Source organism: Pseudomonas sp. Q1-7 (assembly GCF_028010285.1).
Lineage (GTDB): Bacteria > Pseudomonadota > Gammaproteobacteria > Pseudomonadales > Pseudomonadaceae > Metapseudomonas.
In genome coordinates this window covers 2,341,365-2,357,206 of sequence record NZ_CP116304.1, presented here as the reverse complement: position 1 = coordinate 2,357,206, position 15,842 = coordinate 2,341,365, and the positions used below count along the sequence as shown (strand labels likewise).

Sequence of the window (15,842 nt, the reverse complement as noted above, 5' to 3'; positions counted from 1 at the left end):
CAGCGAAACGCCGTCCGTCACATATGCAGGAGACGCGCCAGCGAGCAAGCCCGGCCAAGTGTCCGCGCCCCACATGTCAGGCGCGTGCACGCTGGATGAAGGTCTGGATCTTCGCGGCATCCTTGATGCCCTTGCTGGCCTCGACCCCACCACTCACATCGACGGCGTACGGTCGTACCTGACGGACCGCCTCGCCCACGTTCTCCGGGGTAAGGCCGCCAGCCAGGATCAGCGGCTTCGCCGGATCCCGGGGCACCAGGCTCCAGTCGAAGGCTTCGCCAGTACCGCCGGGAGTGCCCGGTACAAAGGTGTCGAGCAGGACGCCGGATGCCTCGGGATAACGGGAAATGGCTGCTGCGACCTCGTCGCCCGGCTTGATCCGCAAGGCCTTGATATAGGGACGCCCGTAACCCGCACAGTCCGCCGACGTCTCGTCGCCGTGGAACTGCAGCAGGTCCAGCGGAACCTCGGCCAGAAGCGCCCTCAGCTCAGGCCGGGGCATATCGACGAAAAGCCCGACCGTGGTCACGAAAGGTGGCAAGGCAGCGATGATGGCACTCGCCTGGGCCGGAGTGACTGCGCGCGGGCTCTTGGCATAGAACACGAAACCCAGGGCATCGGCGCCGGCGGCGACAGCGGCCAGCGCATCCTCGACTCGGGTAATACCGCAGATTTTGATGCGAACGGCTGACAAGATGCAGGCACCTGAAGGCTAAGAAGCTGGGATGTTAGCAAAGGCCCGGCACAGCGTCAGCCCACCGTATCCGGCAAGCCGGAGAGAAAATGCGGCCCCAGGTAGCGCTGCGGCACTTCGAACACTTCCGGGTATTCGACACGGACCAGGTAGAGCCCATAGGGATGCGCGGTCACCCCGCCGTCGCGCCGGACGCGGGTGTCCAGCACCTGCCTGGCCCACTCCACCGGCTGCTCGCCGGCGCCAATGGTCATCAGCACACCGGCGATGTTGCGCACCATGTGGTGGAGAAACGCATTGGCGCGGATATCGAGCACGATCAGCCGCCCGTGTTCGATCAGCTCCAGATGATGCACTGTCTTGATAGGCGACTTGGCCTGGCACTGGCTGGCACGAAAGGCACTGAAATCGTGGGTGCCCACCAGGCAGCGAGCCGCCTCGCGCATACGCTGGACATCCAGCGGACGGTGATTCCAGGTGACCTCTTCAGCCATGTGCGCCGGGCGGATCTGATCGTTGTAGATCACATAGCGATAGCGGCGGGCCATGGCGCTGAAACGGGCATCGAAGCTCGTCGGCATCCGCTTGGCCCACGTGATGCTGATGTCCGCCGGCAAGTTGGCATTGCCCCCCATGATCCAGGCGTGATCGGTCCGCTCCACCGGGGTATCGAAGTGCACGACCTGCCCGCTGGCATGGACCATGGCATCGGTGCGGCCGGCGCAGGAGATGGCCACGGGAATGCCACCCGCCACACGGGAGAGCGCCTTTTCCAGGGCACCCTGGACGGAGGGAACCCCGTCGACCTGGCGCTGGAAGCCGCGATAGCGCGAGCCCTTGTACTCGACACCGAGGGCGATTCTGTAAATGCCAGCGGCAGCCTCAGGGGCTGCCGCTGCGGGTACTGCTTCTGTCATCTATCAGCTGAGTCGTGCGATCAGTTCGCGCGCTTCCTGTTGCTGGGTGTCATTCCCCTCGGACAGCACCTCGTCGAGGATGTCGCGAGCACCTTCGGTGTCACCCATGTCGATATAGGCGCGAGCCAGATCCAGCTTGGTCGCGGTTTCGTCGGTGCCGGAGAGGAAATCGAAATCGTCTTCCTCGCCCAGGCCCAGGTCGGCTGTCTCATCCTCCAGCACCGCGACCGGTTCGGGCTCACGCGCTTGCTGCAGGCTGTCAGCGAGCTGGTCCAGTTCGGCGGTCACTTCGTCGAGCTGGGCAGCGAAACTGTCGTTGTCAGCCACCGGTTCGGCAGCCGGCTCGTCGGGCAGGGACAGGTCGAAATCGGCCGGCAGGTCGAGCAGGTTCGCGCTCGCCTCCTCCGCTGCTGGAGCAGGCTCTTCCGTGGCCATGGGGGTATCAAGCTCACCATCCAGGCTGAGCAGGAAATCGTCCTCGTCGGCCTCCGCCGGTTGGGCAGCCGGTTCCAGATCGAGGCTGAAATCGGCCAGGTCGTCACTGAGCTCAAGACTCTCATCGCCCGCCAACAGCTCTTCACCACTGCCGATGTCCAGGTCGAAGTCCAGGTCGGCCTCTGCATTGGCCGGCGCCGCCGGAGCATCAAGCTCCAGGTCGTCCAGGCTCAGCTCATCGACCGGTGCCGCAGCCGGCTGGATAGCGGCCGGTTTTTCGTTTGCCAGGTCGAGATCCAGATCGGAACCCAGGTCATCCAGGCTCAGATCGAAGGTGTCATCCAGGGCTGCACCCGCGGCCGCCGGAGCGCTCGCCGGGGCGTCATCCAGGGTCAGGTCGTCAAGGCTGAAACTGTCGAGATCGTCGGCGGCGGCCAGTCCAGCCGCACCAGTCGCGACGGCGGCAGCGACCATGGCTGGGTACTTGCCTTTCAGCTGTTCGATTTCGCCACTGGCGCCGCCGATTTCGCGAAGCTCGCCTTCCTGGCGCGCAAAACCTTCGCGATCGCCCAGTTCGGCATAAACCTCCATCAGCTTCAGGCGCAGATCGCCGCGGTGGGGCTCATCGTTGATGGCGTTCTGCAGCAGCTCGGCAGCCTGATTGAAGCGGCCGTACGCGATGTAGATGTCGGCCTCGCTGACCACGTCGCCGGTCTGCGCGGTGACGCGCTCTTCCGCCTTGGCCGGCGCGGCTTCCGGTGCCTCATCCAGGGTAGACATCAGGTCCGAGCTGTCGAGGGCGTCGAAGCTGTCGTCCTTCAGGTCAAGATCGCCGTCCAGCGTGTTCTCGTCATCCCGTGCGGAGAGGCTGTTCTGCAGCTCGGCTTCCTTCAGTGCATTGCGGCGCGACAGCACCATCAGCAGCACCAGCAGGGCGACCAGCGCGCTACCGCCAGCCAGCAGGAGCAGCATGGGGTTGGCCAGCACGTCGTCGATGATGCTGGATTGCGGCGGCTCGACCACTGCAGCGGCGGGTGCTGTCTGCACCGGTTCGGCGGGTTCCGCCGGCTGGGTCGGTTGCGCGGGAGCCGGTTCGGCAGGCTGAGGGGAAGCCGTCGGTTCGGTGGCGGCGACGGGCTCGACGGCGGCAACGGGTTCGGCCGGCGCCGGAGTTGGAGCCGCCGGCGAGACGGGGGCTTCGGCTGCCGGGGCGACGGGCTGTGCCGGTGCCGGCTCCGGAGATGCGGCAAGCGCTGCAGCGGCGGGTGGCTGGGCGGGTGCCGCCTCGGGCTTGACCGTTTCCGCCGGAGCAGCGGCCGGGGCGACAGGTGCTGCCTGCCCCTGGGCGGCCATATCGGCCTGCAGCTTGGAGAGCTGGTCATCCTTGAGCTGGATCAGGCGCTGCAGCTTGTCCATCTGGCTCTGCAAGTCGCTCATGCGACTCTTCAGTTCTTCGTTCTCGCGGCGGGTCGAGTCCAGGCTTTCCTGGGTCACCGCCAGCTTGTCGCTGAGGGCCTTGCTTTCGCTGCCAGCGCCCTTGTCGCTGCCACTGGAGGCCTTGCCGCCTTCAGCGGACACCAGGCGCAGGTTGTCCTGGGTTTCGACCTTCGCGGGAGCGGCACCGGCACTGCTGCGCTTGGTGGCATCCAATTGGCGCTTGCCCTCCCCTGCGAGGCTGCGTCCCTCGCGCCAGGCGGCATTCTGCGCCTGCACCTGGGCAATGGCCTCGGCCTGGCTACGACTGGCGATCTGTTTTTCGTCGGGCAGGCGCAATACCTGGCCGCTCTTCAGGCGATTGATATTGCCGTCGACGAAGGCGTCCGGGTTCAGCTCCTGGATGGCCAGCATGGCCTGGTGCACCGAGCCGCTGGCCCGGGTGCGCTCGGCGATCTCCCAGAGGGTGTCGCGGGAGGTGGTGCGATATTGGTCGGCGGGTGCCCTGGGAGCCGGGGCACTTGGACGCGGCGCGGCGGCAACCGGGGCGGCCGGGGCGCTACGAACCGGAGCCGGAGACGTGGCCGCAGCGGGACGCGGCGCCGGCGCGGCGACCGGGGCCCGTGGCACGGCGGCAGCCGCCGCCTGAGGCGAATAGAGTGGCGGATCCAGGAGCAGCGTGTACTCACGCAGCAGGCGGCCGTTGGGCCAGAGCACCTCGACGAGGAAGTTTAGATAGGGCTCGCGCACCGGCTTGCTCGACGTCACCCGGATGACACTGCGGCCATTGGGCTTGAGCACGGGGGTGAACTTGAGGTCCTGCAGGAAATACTGGCGGTCGACGCCAGCCTTGGCGAACTCCTCCGCTGCCGCCAGGCTCGGCCTGACTTCGGTGGAGGCCAGGTCACGCACCTCGAGCAGTTCGATTTCCGCATCCAGAGGCTGGTTCAAGGAGGAGCGCAGGGTGAGTTCCCCAAGCCCTAAGGCGTTGGCCACGCCCGAAGTCAGCGCGGATGCTGCCGCGATTGCCAGCACAAGTTTGCGAACCCGAACCATAGAGAGATTCCCTTGTTTTATCTTTTTTCTCGCTAGGCGAGAGGAGGGTCTTTTGTCGCTGCCTGCGCACGCCGAAACGGCGGTTCCCCATCAACGACAAGGCCAAGCCAGTATTGTCAAGCTAGAATATTTCTACAAATTTTCAGGTAAGTATCTTTGACAGATAGTGTTTTATCAACAACTCGGCCGACTGCACAGCATTGAGCGCGGCGCCTTTTCTTGCATTATCTGAAGCAATCCACAAATTGAGTTCACAAGGGTCGTCCAGCCCGCCGCGAACCCGGCCTACATATACCGAATCCTGCCCTACGGCGTCGCCGACAGCGGTCGGATAATCGCCCTCTTCCTCCACGAACTCGACGCCCGGCGCCCGCGCCAGGCGCTCACGCACCGCAGCCAGGTCCACTGGCTGCCCGGCCACCACGGTAACCGCCAGGCTGTCGCCGAAGAACACCGGCGCCAGGGCGCAGGTGGCAGAGACACGCAGATCGGGCTCACCGAGCAACTGCCTGACTTCGCCCGCCAGCCGACGTTCCAGGGCGATGTGCCCCTCGGCATCCGGCGTGCCGGCCTGGGCCAGGATATTGAAGGCGATCTGGCGATCGAAGAAGCGCGGCTCCAGCGGACGGGCGTTGAGCAGCTCCGCCGTCTGGCGGGCCAGCTCGGTGACACCCTCGCGACCTCGACTGGAAACCGCAAGGCTGGCCATCACGCCGAGACGCTGCGGTCTGAGCAGATCGCCGAGCGGCGCCAATACGCAGGCCAAGGCCACGGCGGACGCGCTGGGGCTGGTCAGGCGATAGGGCACAGACAACCCATCGAGCAGTTGCGGATTGGCTTCAGGTACCAGGCCGGGCGCATCCAGGGGATCCAGCGCGCCGGACAGGTCGATCAACGAGCAGCCGGCGGCGGTGGCACGGGACGCGAAGCTGCGGGTGACCGCCTCGCCCGCCGCGAAAAAGGCCAGGCGTGCCTGGGAGAAATCGAAATCGGCAACATCGCGTACCCGCAGGTTGCGCCCCCTGAAGGGCACCGAGGCCCCCGCGGATTCGCCACTGGCAAGCAGGTGAAGGTTGCCGACCGGGAATTCCCGCTCCTCAAGGAGCTGGACAAGGGTTTCGCCAACGGTGCCGGTGGCGCCGATCACGGCGATGTCGAGGGACTGACTCATGGAGGGGGGACTACTTCTGGCGGTGCAGGGAGCGGCACTTTAACCGCCGCTCCCGCCACCAGGCAATCGAGGGTCAGGGGACACCGACGAGCCTCATCGCTGCCCCACCGGCCATCAACGCTCCAGCAGGATGCGCAGCATGCGGCGCAGCGGCTCGGCGGCGCCCCACAGGAGCTGGTCGCCGACGGTGAAGGCGCCCAGGTACTGCGAGCCCATGTTGAGCTTGCGCAGACGGCCGACCGGTACGGTCAGGGTGCCGGTCACGGCAGTCGGGGTCAGCTCGCGCATGCTGATTTCGCGCTGGTTCGGCACCAGCTTCACCCAGGGGTTGTGCTGGCTGATCATGCCTTCGATATCGGCGATCGGCACGTCCTTGTTCAGCTTGATGGTCAGCGCCTGGCTGTGGCAGCGCATGGCGCCGATGCGCACGCAGATGCCGTCCACCGGGATCGGGCTCTTGAAGCGACCAAGGATCTTGTTGGTCTCCGCCTGGCCCTTCCACTCTTCGCGGCTCTGGCCATTGGGCAATTCCTTGTCGATCCAGGGGATCAGGCTGCCAGCCAGGGGTACGCCGAAGTTCTCGGTGGGGAAGTCTTCTCCGCGCATGGCTTCGGCCACCTTGCGGTCGATGTCGAGGATGGCGCTGGCCGGATTGGCCAGGTCGTCAGCGACGGCAGCGTGGGTCGCCCCCATCTGCTTGATCAGCTCGCGCATGTTCTGCGCGCCGGCACCGGACGCCGCCTGGTAGGTCATGGCGCTCATCCACTCCACCAGACCGGCTTCGAACAGGCCGCCCAGGGCCATCAGCATCAGGCTGACGGTGCAGTTGCCGCCGATGTAGTTCTTGGTGCCGGCGTCCAGTTGCTGGTCGATGACCTTGCGGTTCACCGGATCGAGGACGATCACCGCATCGTCCTGCATCCGCAGGCTGGAAGCGGCGTCGATCCAGTAACCCTGCCAACCGGCCTCGCGCAGCTTGGGGAACACTTCGTTGGTGTAGTCGCCACCCTGGCAGGTCAGAATCACATCGAGGCTCTTCAGCTCGTCGATGCTGTAGGCATCCTTCAGCGGGGCAATGTCCTTGCCGACCGCGGGGCCCTGGCCACCGACATTGGAAGTGGTGAAGAACACCGGCTCGATCAGGTCGAAATCCCGCTCTTCCAGCATTCGCTGCATGAGCACGGAACCCACCATGCCGCGCCAACCGATCAGACCTACACGCTTCATGACAACTACACCTTTCTTGAAAAAGTGGGCCGCTGGTACTCCAGCGGGCCCGACAGATTACAGATTCCGCAGGGCCGCGACCACCGCATCGCCCATTTCGCGGGTACCGACCTTGGTCGCGCCGGCGGAATGGATATCACCGGTCCGCAGCCCCTGGTCCAGGACCAGGCTGACGGCTTTCTCGATGGCGTCGGCGGCAGCGGTCTGGTTGAAGCTGTAGCGGAGCATCATCGATACCGAAAGTATGGTCGCCAACGGGTTGGCGATGCCCTGGCCGGCGATGTCCGGTGCGGAGCCGTGGCAAGGTTCGTACATGCCCTTGTTCTGCGAATCCAGCGAGGCAGAAGGCAGCATGCCGATGGAGCCGGTGAGCATGGAAGCCTCATCCGACAGGATGTCACCGAACATGTTGTCGGTGACCATCACGTCGAACTGCTTGGGTGCGCGCACCAGTTGCATCGCGGCGTTGTCGACGTACATGTGGCTGAGTTCCACGTCCGGGTAGTCCTTGGCCACCTCTTCCACCACTTCGCGCCACAGCTGGCTGGAGGCGAGGACGTTGGCCTTGTCCACCGAGCAGAGCTTCTTGTTGCGCACGCGGGCCATGTCGAAGCCGACACGGGCGATGCGGCGGATCTCGCTCTCGCTGTACGGCAGGGTGTCGTAAGCCTGGCGCTCGCCGTTCTCCAGCACGCGCTGCTCGCGGGGCTGGCCGAAGTAGATGCCGCCGGTCAGCTCGCGGACGATGAGGATATCCAGGCCGGCAACCACTTCCGGCTTGAGGCTGGACGCCTCGGCCAGTTGCGGGTAGAGGATGGCCGGTCGCAGGTTGGCGAACAGGCCCAGCTGCGAACGGATCTTCAGCAGACCGCGCTCCGGACGGATGTCACGTTCGATCTTGTCCCACTTCGGGCCACCCACGGCGCCCAGCAGCACGGCATCGGCCTTGCGCGCACGCTCCAGGGTCTCGTCGGCCAGGGGCACACCGTGCTTGTCGATGGCGGCACCGCCGATGACGTCCTCGGTCAGCTCGAAGCCGAGCTGGAACTTATCGTTGGCCAGCTCCAGCACCTTGACCGCTTCGGCCATGATCTCCGGGCCGATGCCGTCACCGGGGAGAATCAGAATCTGCTTGCTCATGCTTTCCTCTCGTTAGGCGCACTCCGCGCCAGGCAATTCGTTCTAGCGTTCGGCCCAGAGCACCAGGACATCGGTGCTGAAGGAGCCGTCCGCGGCAATCTCGAAATACTCGCGAACCTCATGGCCGACCGCATTCTGCAGGGCCAGGATCGCCTCGCGGAATACCTCCGGCGTGCGCATGCGCTCGACCCAGGAGGCGAATTCCAGGCGCAGGCGCTGGCGGGCGTGACTGCGGGTGGACAGGCCGGCCTCGGCCACTTGCCGCAGCCACTCGGCCGGCGAGTAGTCGCGCACATGACTGGTGTCGCGCAGCACCTCCATCGCCTGCAGGTGGGTGTCCAGCAGCGGACGACCAGGCGAGGCCACATCGATGAAGGCGGCGACACCGCCCGGTTTCAGCACACGACGAACTTCGCGCAGGGCCTGGCCCAGGTCGCTCCAGTGGTGCGCCGAATAACGGCTGAAGACGAAATCGAAACTGGCATCGGCGAACGGCAGCGACTCGGCGGCCCCTTGCTGGATCGCCAGATTGCCGAGGCCACGCTGGGCCGCGGTGATGGCCACCACCTCGAGCATCTGCTCGGACAGGTCGTAAGCCACCACCTCGCCGACCAGCGGCGCGACCTGGAAGGCGACATGGCCCGCGCCACAACCGAGATCGAGGACGCGGGCATCGTCGCGCCCGCTCACTTCGGCCCGCAGCAGGGCGAACTCGGCGCCCTGGGCATGCACGGCACTACTCAGATAAGCGCTGGCCTGCTCACCGAACTGGCGCTGTACCACCTGCTCATGGGCCCTGTCAGTCACGTCTCGTTTCTCCGGGATCGGCTTCAAGCGTCGCGAAACAGCCAGGGGCTGCTCGCGCGGTACTGGCCTTCGAAGACCTTGATCGCATCGGCGTCCTGCAGGGTCAGGCCGATGTCGTCGAGACCGTTGAGCAGGCAATGCTTGCGGAAGGCATCCACCTCGAAACTGTACTGCTTGCCGTCCGGACGGGTAACGGTCTGCGCCGCCAGGTCGACCGTCAGCTGGTAGCCCTCGGTGGCCTCGCACTGCTGGAACAGTTCATCCACCTCTTCATCCTTGAGGATGATCGGCAGCAGGCCGTTCTTGAAGCTGTTGTTGAAGAAGATGTCGGCATAGCTCGGTGCGATGATGGCGCGGAAGCCGTACTCATCCAGGGCCCAGGGAGCGTGCTCGCGGGAGGAGCCGCAACCGAAATTCTCACGGGCCAGCAACACGCTGGCACCCTGGTAGCGCGGGAAGTTCAGCACGAAGTCCTGGTTCAGCGGACGCTTGGAGTTGTCCTGGTTCGGCTGACCGACATCCAGGTAACGCCACTCGTCGAACAGGTTGGGGCCGAAACCGGTGCGTTTGATGGACTTGAGGAACTGCTTGGGGATGATCTGGTCGGTGTCGACGTTGGCGCGATCCAGCGGAGCGACGAGACCGGTGTGTTGGGTAAAGGCTTTCATCTCGACTCTCCTTCCTTACTTGAGCAACTCGCGAACATCGACGAAACGGCCGGTCACCGCGGCGGCGGCGGCCATGGCCGGGCTGACCAGGTGGGTACGACCACCGGCGCCCTGACGCCCCTCGAAGTTGCGGTTGGAGGTCGACGCGCAATGCTCGCCGCTCTCCAGGCGGTCCGGGTTCATGGCCAGGCACATGGAACAGCCCGGCTCGCGCCATTCGAACCCTGCCTCAATGAAAATCCTGTCCAGCCCTTCCTTCTCGGCCTGCTGCTTGACCAGGCCGGAACCCGGCACCACCAGCGCCTGCTTGATGGTCGGGGCGACCTTGCGGCCCTTGGCCACTTCAGCCGCGGCACGCAGGTCCTCGATACGCGAGTTGGTGCAGGAGCCAATGAACACGCGATCCAGCTGGATATCGGTGATCGCCTGGTTGGCGGCCAGCCCCATGTACTTCAGGGCACGCTCGATGGAGCCACGCTTGACCGGATCGGCTTCGACGGCCGGATCCGGCACGCGCTGATCCACCGGCAGCACCATCTCAGGCGAAGTACCCCAGCTGACCTGCGGAATGATGTCTTCGGCACGCAGCTCGACCACGGTGTCGAAGTGGGCATCGGCATCGGACACCAGCTCGCGCCAGGCGGCCACGGCCTTGTCCCAGTCGGCGCCCTTGGGCGCGAAGGGGCGGCCCTGGACGTAGTCGATGGTCTTTTCGTCCACCGCCACCAGGCCGACGCGGGCACCGGCCTCGATGGCCATGTTGCAGATGGTCATGCGGCCTTCCACGGACAGGTCGCGGATGGCGCTGCCGGCGAACTCCAGGGCATGGCCATTGCCGCCCGCGGTGCCGATCTTGCCGATCACCGCGAGCACGATGTCCTTGGCGGTGACGCCAGCGGGCAGCTTGCCCTCCACACGCACCTGCATGTTCTTCATCTTCTTCGCCACCAGGCACTGGGTGGCCAGCACATGCTCGACCTCGGAGGTACCGATGCCGTGGGCCAGCGCACCAAAGGCGCCGTGGGTGGAGGTGTGCGAGTCGCCGCAGACCACGGTCATGCCTGGCAGGGTGGCGCCCTGCTCCGGACCGACCACGTGGACGATACCCTGGCGCACGTCGTTCATCTTGAACTCGAGGATGCCGAAGTCATCGCAGTTCTCGTCCAGGGTCTTGACCTGGATGCGCGACACTTCGTCGGCGATGGCTTCCAGGCCACCCTGGCGCTCGGCGCGGGTGGTCGGCACGTTATGGTCCGGAGTGGCGATGTTGGCGTCGATGCGCCAGGGTTTGCGGCCCGCCAGGCGCAGCCCTTCGAAGGCCTGCGGCGAGGTCACTTCGTGGAGGATGTGACGATCGATGTAGATCAGCGACGAGCCATCGTCGCGGCGCTTCACCTCGTGTGCATCCCAGAGCTTGTCGTAGAGCGTCTTGCCGGCCATCGGTCAGGTCCTCATCAGCGTCTTTCGGTGCGCAGGGGTCGAAAGCCCCTTTTGCTTGTGGGGACGATCCTAGGGGCTTGCATCGAATAACTCAAATTCATATTTTTTATTTAAAGCATTCCTTCGAGGAATGAAGTCAGGCGCGTCCCAGCAATCACGGAGCCCCCTATGGATCTGGCCAGCCTCAACGCCTTCATTGCCATCGCCGAAGCCGGCAGTTTCTCCGAAGCGGGCGAGCGCCTGCACCTGACCCAGCCGGCGGTGAGCAAGCGCATCGCGTCCCTGGAACAGCAGCTCAGCGTGCGCCTGTTCGACCGCCTGGGCCGCGAGGTGAGCCTGACCGAAGCCGGGCGAGCCCTGCTGCCACGTGCGTACCAGATCCTCAATGTGCTGGACGACACGCGCCGCGCCCTGAGCAACCTCTCCGGCGACATCAGCGGCCGCCTGACCCTGGCTACCAGCCACCACATCGGCCTGCACCGCCTGCCGCCACTGCTGCGCGCCTTCACCAAGGCCTATCCGCAGGTGGCGCTGGATATCCAGTTCCTGGACTCGGAGGTGGCCTATGAGGAAATCGTCCACGGCCGCGTCGAACTGGCGGTGATCACCCTGGCACCGGAAACCGCGCTGCCGGTGCAGGCGGTCCCGGTATGGAACGACCCGCTGGACTTCGTCGCCGCGCCGGAGCATCCCCTCGCCCGCGACAAGACCATCTTCCTGCCCGATGTGGCCCGGCACCCGGCGGTCTTTCCCGGCGGCAACACCTTCACCCACCACATCGTCCGCCGCATGTTCGAGGCCGAGGGGCTGACGCCGAACATCGCCATGAGCACCAACTACATGGAAACCATCAAGATGATGGTTTCCATCGGCATCGCCTGGAGCGTGCTGCCGCGCACCATGCTCGACGATTCGGTGGTCCGCCTGCCGCTGCAGGACATCCAACTGTCGCGCCAGCTCGGCTACATCCTGCACACCGAGCGCACCCTGTCCAACGCCGCCAAGGCTTTCATGGCACTGCTGGATGCACAGCGCGACGACCTTGCGTACCTGTAACGGCAAAGGCTAAGTTGAGCCGCAGAACATAAGAACAGGGTCGGGAAGGCGCCATCAGCGTGCGCCGTTTACCGACCCGAATACCTGCCCTATCGCCGGAAGGGGCGCGCATGCGCAAAGTCAGTGACCCGAGTCCCCCGCTTCCCCATATCCCTGCCCTTGACCCCATCGCCTTCGAACAATCCTGGCAGGACGCCCCCAGCCTGCTGGCCGCGCTGAACGGTGCCCAGCTGGGCGCCTGGTCCTGGGACATCGAGTCCGGCCAGGTCAGTTGGTCCCGCGGCGCGCAAGCGCTGTTCGGCATCGACCCGCACCGGCCGCTGAACGAACCGGTGGATTACATCCAGCTGATTCCCGAAGACGATCGCAGCGAAGTGCTGCGCCTGTTTCAGGAAGTGCTCGACGGCCGCCCGGCCGAGCGCGCCATGCGCCACCGCATCCGCTGGCCCGACGGCAGCCTGCATTGGCTGGAAATCAGCGGCAGCCTGCAACCCCTGGCCGATGGCCGCCGGCGGATGATCGGCGTCATCCGCGACGTGACCCGGCAACAGCAGCGCGCCCAGGACCTGGACAACTCCAGGCAGCGCTACTCCAGCCTGTTCCACCTGAGCCCGGACGTGGTACTGCTGGTCCGCCTCGCCGACAGCCTGATCGTCGAGGCCAACCACCACTTCGAAGACGTGCTGGGCTGGCCGGTGGCGGAAACCATCGGCCGCACGACCCTGGAATTGAACATCTGGGAAGACCTCAGTCAGCGCGAATGGCTGCATCGCCATGCGCGCGGCAACGCGGCACCGGTCTCCCAGGAAGTGAAATTGCGCACCCGCGACGGCAAACTCCTCGAAGGCGTGCTCTCCAGCCAGTACATCGAGCTGGAAGGTCAGTCCTACCTGATCAGCACTTTTCTCGACACCACCGAACGCAAGCGCGCCGAACGGGCCCTGCGTATCAGCGAGGAGAAGTTCGCCAAAGCCTTCCGCAGCTCGCCCGAGGCCGTGGTGATCACCGACCGAGCCAGCGGCCGCTTCATGGAGGTCAACGGCGGATTCGAGCGCCAGTTCGGCTGGAGCCAGGGCGAGACCATCGGTCACAGCTCGCTGGAACTGGGACTCTGGGACGACCCAGGACAACGCCAGGTGATGCTCGACGCCCTGCAGCACCAGGGACGTCTCGACGAACTGGAAGTCACCCTCAGACGCCGCGATGGCAGCCGCGCCATCTGCCTACTCTATGGCGAGGAAATCGAGCTGGGCGGCCACACATGCCTGGTGCTGACGGCCCGCGACGTCACGCGCCAGCGCGCCCAGGAGCAGGCCCTGAAAGAGAGCCAGGAGCGGCTCAACCTCGCCCTGGAATCCGCCGACCTCGGTACCTGGGATTGGCATATCGCCAATGGCATCCTCTACGGTTCGGCCCGTGCGTCGGCGCTCCATGGCTTGGCCAAGGAGCCCTTCGAAGGCGATTTCCGCGACTTCTTCGTCTGCGTGCCGGAGGAAGACCGGCAGGGCATGCGCCGCGCCTATCAGGAGTTGCTGGAGGGACGCGGCGACGACTATCAGGTGACCTACCGCACGCGCTTCGCCGACGGCGAAGTGCATTACCTGGAAAGCACCGCCAAGCTCTACCGCGACGCGCGGGGCCAGCCCCAGCGGATGACCGGCATCCTCATGGACATCAGCGAGCGCGTGCGCCGCGAACAGCGTCTGGCAGCGTCGGAAGAAAAGTTCGTCACCCTGTTCCAGGCCAGTCCCGACCCCATCTGCGTGTCACGCATCCGTGACGGCGTGTTCATCGAGATCAACCCCAGCTTCAGCCAGGTGTTTGGTTGGCAGCCGGAGGAGATCGTCGGCCGCGCCGCGCCGCAACTCCGCTTCTGGGCGGAGCCCGAGCAGCGCTCGCGACTGTTCAGCGACCTGCTCCGCGACCAGGGCCTGGACAACGTCGAGGCGCACTTCCTCACCCGCGACGGCCGCCTGCTGACGTGCGTGGTATCAAGTCGCTTCATCCGCGTCGAACGCCAGCTCTGCATCACCACGACCTTCCGAGACATCACCGCGCGCCAGCAGGCCGAGGCCGCACTCAAGGCCAGCCAGGAAAAGTTCGCCAAGGCGTTCCATTCCAGCCCCGACGCCATCACCATCACCGAGCGCGATAGCGGACGCTACATCGAGGTCAACGAAGGCTTCAGCCGTCTGACCGGCTTTCGCGCCGAGGAAGTGCTGGGGCGCACGGCCGCTGAAATGAACATCTGGGCCCGGCCGAGCGAACGCGACCACCTGATCGAAACGATCAAACGCAACGGCCGCGTGCACCACCTGGAAATGCTGGGCCAGCATCGCGACGGCCATCAGAAGACGGTGGAAGTCTCGGTGGAGCAGATCGACCTGGACGGCACGCCCTGCCTGCTGCTCACCGCTCGCGATATCAGTGCGCTGAAGGACGCTCAGGCACAGATCCAGCACCTCGCCTACCACGACCCGCTGACCAACCTGCCCAATCGCGCCCTGCTGACCGACCGCCTGACCCAACAGATCGCCCTGCTGCAGCGCCACAACATGCGCGGCGCCCTGCTCTTCCTCGACCTGGATCATTTCAAGCACATCAACGACTCCCTCGGGCACCCCTTGGGCGACGCCGTGCTGAAGATGGTCACCGCCCGTCTGGAAGCCAGCGTGCGCCTGGAAGACACCGTCGCCCGCCTGGGTGGCGATGAGTTCGTGGTGCTGCTGACCGGGCTCGAAGGCAAGCGTTCGGAAGTCACCCGCCAGGTCCGCGGGATCGCCGACAAACTGCGCACCCTGCTGGCCGAACCCATGCGGCTGGACGGCCACCGCCTGCAGGTCACTCCGAGCATCGGCATTGCCCTGATCCCGGATCACGGCGCCAGCCCGGAGGACCTGCTCAAGCGCGCCGATATCGCGCTCTACCGGGCCAAGGATTCCGGGCGTAACGCCATTCAGATCTTCCGCAGCACCATGCAGGAGGCCGCCAGCGAACGCCTGCGCCTGGAGAACGACCTGCGCCAGGCTCTGGCCCGCGGCGAGTTCGAACTGCACTTCCAGCCCCAGGTCGACGCCCGTGAAAACTGCGTGGTGGGCGCCGAAGCGCTGCTCCGCTGGCACCACCCGACCCTGGGGCCACAGTCCCCCGGGCAGTTCATCCAGGTGCTGGAGGAAAGCGGCCTGATCCTGGACGTAGGCGCCTGGGTTCTGGACGAAGCCTGCAACGCCTGCGAGCAACTGGTGGCGGAGGGGCTGGTCGAAGCCAGCGATTTCAGCCTGTGCGTGAACATCAGCCCCCGGCAGTTCCGCCAGAGCGATTTCGTCGAACGAGTCGAGCGCAGCCTGCAGCGGAGCCAGCTGCCACCCCAACTGCTGAAGCTGGAGATCACCGAAGGCATCGTCATCCAGAGCATCGAGGACACCATCGGCAAGATGCGCCGGCTGAAGAAGCTGGGCGTGAACTTTGCCATGGACGACTTCGGCACCGGCTATTCATCCCTCACCTACCTCAAGCGCCTGCCGGTGGATGTGCTGAAGATCGACCAATCCTTCGTCCGCGACGCAACCCAGGACCCGAACGACGCGGAGATCATCCGCGCCATCGTGGCCATGGCCCGCAGCCTGGGCCTGGAAATGATCGCCGAGGGCGTTGAACGCCAGGATCAGTTGGCCTTCCTCGAGCAGCAGGGCTGCCACCTGTACCAGGGTTACTTGTACAGCCGCCCCGTACCGCTGGCCGAGTTCCGCGCGTTGCTGGCCCACAGCCGGCAGCGACCGTCGCGGACCTGACCCCGG

Annotated in this window: 11 protein-coding genes; 2 read left to right on the top strand and 9 right to left on the bottom strand. The window is 65.4% G+C overall.

Annotation, left to right across the window (positions count from 1 at the left end):
- Positions 1–76: 76 nt before the first annotated feature.
- The 9 genes from PJW05_RS10885 to leuC form a co-directional block, all read right to left on the bottom strand.
- On the bottom strand, positions 77–694 hold the full coding sequence (locus tag PJW05_RS10885) for a phosphoribosylanthranilate isomerase (protein ID WP_271411712.1): 618 nt from the start codon (positions 692–694) through the stop codon (positions 77–79).
- A gap of 56 nt (positions 695–750) precedes the next feature.
- Positions 751–1,611 (bottom strand): tRNA pseudouridine(38-40) synthase TruA, encoded by an 861-nt coding sequence (truA, locus tag PJW05_RS10880; protein ID WP_271411711.1) that lies wholly within the window; start codon positions 1,609–1,611, stop codon positions 751–753.
- A 3-nt stretch (positions 1,612–1,614) separates the two neighbouring features.
- Complete coding sequence (locus tag PJW05_RS10875) at positions 1,615–4,536, bottom strand: FimV/HubP family polar landmark protein (protein ID WP_271411710.1); 2,922 nt, start codon at positions 4,534–4,536, stop codon at positions 1,615–1,617.
- A 142-nt stretch (positions 4,537–4,678) separates the two neighbouring features.
- Complete coding sequence (locus PJW05_RS10870; protein WP_271411709.1) at positions 4,679–5,707, bottom strand: aspartate-semialdehyde dehydrogenase; 1,029 nt, start codon at positions 5,705–5,707, stop codon at positions 4,679–4,681.
- A gap of 114 nt (positions 5,708–5,821) precedes the next feature.
- Entirely contained in the window at positions 5,822–6,934 is a 1,113-nt protein-coding gene (asd, locus tag PJW05_RS10865) for an aspartate-semialdehyde dehydrogenase (protein ID WP_271411708.1), read from the bottom strand.
- A gap of 57 nt (positions 6,935–6,991) precedes the next feature.
- Positions 6,992–8,074 (bottom strand): 3-isopropylmalate dehydrogenase, encoded by a 1,083-nt coding sequence (gene leuB, locus PJW05_RS10860; protein WP_271411707.1) that lies wholly within the window; start codon positions 8,072–8,074, stop codon positions 6,992–6,994.
- Positions 8,075–8,116: 42 nt separating this feature from the next.
- On the bottom strand, positions 8,117–8,881 hold the full coding sequence (locus PJW05_RS10855) for a class I SAM-dependent methyltransferase (RefSeq protein ID WP_271411706.1): 765 nt from the start codon (positions 8,879–8,881) through the stop codon (positions 8,117–8,119).
- Positions 8,882–8,904: 23 nt separating this feature from the next.
- Positions 8,905–9,549 (bottom strand): 3-isopropylmalate dehydratase small subunit, encoded by a 645-nt coding sequence (gene leuD / locus PJW05_RS10850; RefSeq protein ID WP_271411705.1) that lies wholly within the window; start codon positions 9,547–9,549, stop codon positions 8,905–8,907.
- A 15-nt stretch (positions 9,550–9,564) separates the two neighbouring features.
- On the bottom strand, positions 9,565–10,989 hold the full coding sequence (leuC, locus tag PJW05_RS10845) for a 3-isopropylmalate dehydratase large subunit (RefSeq protein WP_271411704.1): 1,425 nt from the start codon (positions 10,987–10,989) through the stop codon (positions 9,565–9,567).
- Between the two features lie 168 nt (positions 10,990–11,157).
- Here leuC and PJW05_RS10840 point away from each other — a divergent pair, with 168 nt between their 5' ends.
- Together PJW05_RS10840 and PJW05_RS10835 are read left to right on the top strand one after the other, a co-directional pair.
- A complete protein-coding gene (locus PJW05_RS10840) occupies positions 11,158–12,045 on the top strand; it encodes a LysR family transcriptional regulator (protein WP_271411703.1) in 888 nt (295 codons plus the stop codon).
- A gap of 110 nt (positions 12,046–12,155) precedes the next feature.
- Entirely contained in the window at positions 12,156–15,836 is a 3,681-nt protein-coding gene (locus PJW05_RS10835) for a sensor domain-containing protein (RefSeq protein ID WP_271411702.1), read from the top strand.
- Positions 15,837–15,842: the final 6 nt, after the last annotated feature.

Coding starts and splice junctions, on each gene's coding strand:
- asd (WP_271411708.1), bottom strand. CDS start 6,934: ATGAAGCGTGTAGGTCTGATCGGTTGGCGCGGCATGGTGGGTTCCGTG.
- PJW05_RS10840 (WP_271411703.1), top strand. CDS start 11,158: ATGGATCTGGCCAGCCTCAACGCCTTCATTGCCATCGCCGAAGCCGGC.
- PJW05_RS10835 (WP_271411702.1), top strand. CDS start 12,156: ATGCGCAAAGTCAGTGACCCGAGTCCCCCGCTTCCCCATATCCCTGCC.
- leuB (WP_271411707.1), bottom strand. CDS start 8,074: ATGAGCAAGCAGATTCTGATTCTCCCCGGTGACGGCATCGGCCCGGAG.
- leuD (WP_271411705.1), bottom strand. CDS start 9,549: ATGAAAGCCTTTACCCAACACACCGGTCTCGTCGCTCCGCTGGATCGC.
- PJW05_RS10870 (WP_271411709.1), bottom strand. CDS start 5,707: ATGAGTCAGTCCCTCGACATCGCCGTGATCGGCGCCACCGGCACCGTT.
- truA (WP_271411711.1), bottom strand. CDS start 1,611: ATGACAGAAGCAGTACCCGCAGCGGCAGCCCCTGAGGCTGCCGCTGGC.
- leuC (WP_271411704.1), bottom strand. CDS start 10,989: ATGGCCGGCAAGACGCTCTACGACAAGCTCTGGGATGCACACGAGGTG.
- PJW05_RS10875 (WP_271411710.1), bottom strand. CDS start 4,536: ATGGTTCGGGTTCGCAAACTTGTGCTGGCAATCGCGGCAGCATCCGCG.